This is a genomic window from Kitasatospora sp. NPDC091257 (genome assembly GCF_044757675.1).
GTDB classification, from domain to species: Bacteria; Actinomycetota; Actinomycetes; order Streptomycetales; family Streptomycetaceae; genus Kitasatospora; species Kitasatospora lactacystinica.
On the sequence record NZ_JBIVVI010001581.1, the window covers coordinates 1 to 1,693 of the forward strand.

General features: G+C 73.8%; 1 protein-coding gene and 1 pseudogene. Both read right to left on the reverse strand.

All coding sequences use genetic code 11. The features are described from left to right. Positions 1 to 1,009: hypothetical protein (locus ACIQOV_RS40445; protein ID WP_401056003.1), on the reverse strand; the 1,009-nt coding region annotated here is incomplete at its 3' end. A 128-nt stretch (positions 1,010 to 1,137) separates the two neighbouring features. Continuing rightward, positions 1,138 to 1,677 (reverse strand): annotated as a pseudogene (locus ACIQOV_RS40450) (DUF501 domain-containing protein); the annotation flags it as partial. Positions 1,678 to 1,693 lie beyond the last annotated feature (16 nt).

Consider the following 1,693-nt stretch of genomic DNA (forward strand, 5'->3'; position numbering starts at 1 on the left):
GGTCGACGAAGGCCTCCACCGCCCACTGCGGGCGCTGGCCGACCTCCAGCTCCAGCTCGCGGCGGAAGTCCTCGGTGAGCCCCCAGGCGATTCCGTCGAGGATGTCGTGCTCGCTCACGACCACCTCGGCGGCGCCGGTGCGCTCCATGATCTCCAGTAGCTCCAGCGCCCCGGCCGCGATCACGTCCACCCGGCCCGGGTGCATCGACGGGATGGCCGCGCGCTCGGCATGGGTGGCGGCCAGCAGCTCCCGGGCGATCCCGGCGACCCGGTCCCGGCCGATCCGCGAGTGGTGGATCGCCGCCGAGTCGTAGCCGGGCAGGCCCTGGGCGATCGCGGACACCGTGGTGACCGTCCCGGCGAGACCCACCAGGGTGGCCGCGCCGGTCAGCGGGACGACCTCCTCGGCCCGGTCCAGCTCCGCCCGCACGTGCGCCCGGGCGGCCTCGACCTGCTCCTCCGAGGGCAGCTCGGCGTCACCGAAGTACCGCTCGGTGAGCCGCACGCAACCGATGTTCACCGAGCGCGCCGCCTGGACGTCGTCCGAGCCGAGCACGAACTCGGTGGAGCCGCCGCCGAGGTCGAACACCAGGTACGGGCCGGGGAACTGACCGCCCGTCAGTTCCTTGGTGGCGCCCACGAAGGACAGGTGCGCCTCCTCCTCGCCGCTCACCACCTCGGGCTCGACGCCCAGGATGTCGCGCACGCCCTTGACGTACTCGTCGCTGTTCTCGGCGTCCCGGGAGGCACTGGTGGCGACGAAGCGGACCCGCTCCGGGCCGACACCGAAGCCGGCGATGATCTCCTGGTACTCCCGGCAGGCCGCGAAGGTGCGGGCCAGCGCGTCGGGGTGCAGCCGGCCGGTGCGGTCCACGCCCTGGCCCAGCCGGTTGACGATCATCCGGCGGTCGAGGTCGGTGATCTCCCCCGTCTCCGGGTCGAGGTCGGCGACCAGCAGGCGGATCGAGTTGGTGCCGCAGTCGATCGCGGCCACGCGGGTGGTGCTCACTCGGACTCCCGCTCCGCCGCGGCTTCCTCCACGGCGCGCTTCTTCGCGGCGCGCTCGGCGGTCTTCTGCTCCTTGGCGGCGATCGCGGCCTCGTGGTCCTGCTCCTTGGCGCGGTTGCGGGCGACCCGCTCACCCGCGGCCTCGACCTCCGCCGGGGAGACGCACGGGCCCTTGGCCCACCAGTCCTCCAGCATGCCGATCGCCTCGTCGCCGAGCGGGTTGACGCCCTCGCCGGCCGCCAGCGAGTGGCCGACCAGCACGTGCAGGCACTTCACCCGGTCCGGCATCCCGCCGGCGCTCGGGAAGCCCTCCAGCACCTCGATCGCGTCGCGCCGGGCGATGTAGTCCTCGTGCGCCCTCTGGTAGGCGGCCGCCAGCTCCGGGTCCTCGGCGAGCCGGGCGCTCTGGTCCTTCATCACGCCCTCCGCCTCCAGGGTGCCGATCAGCGAGGCGGCCTTGGGGCAGGTCAGGTAGTAGAGCGTGGGGAACGGCGTGCCGTCCGGCAGCCGGGGAGCCGTCTCCACGACGTCCGGGTTGCCGCAGGGGCAGCGGTGCGCCACGTCGCGCAGGCCGCGCGGCACCCGGCCGAGCTGGGCGGCGATGGCCGCGACGTCGGCGTCGGAGACGGAGGGGTGGTTCTCAGTGGTCATGGGGGGAGGTGTCTCCAACGGGGGACGGTGGGAG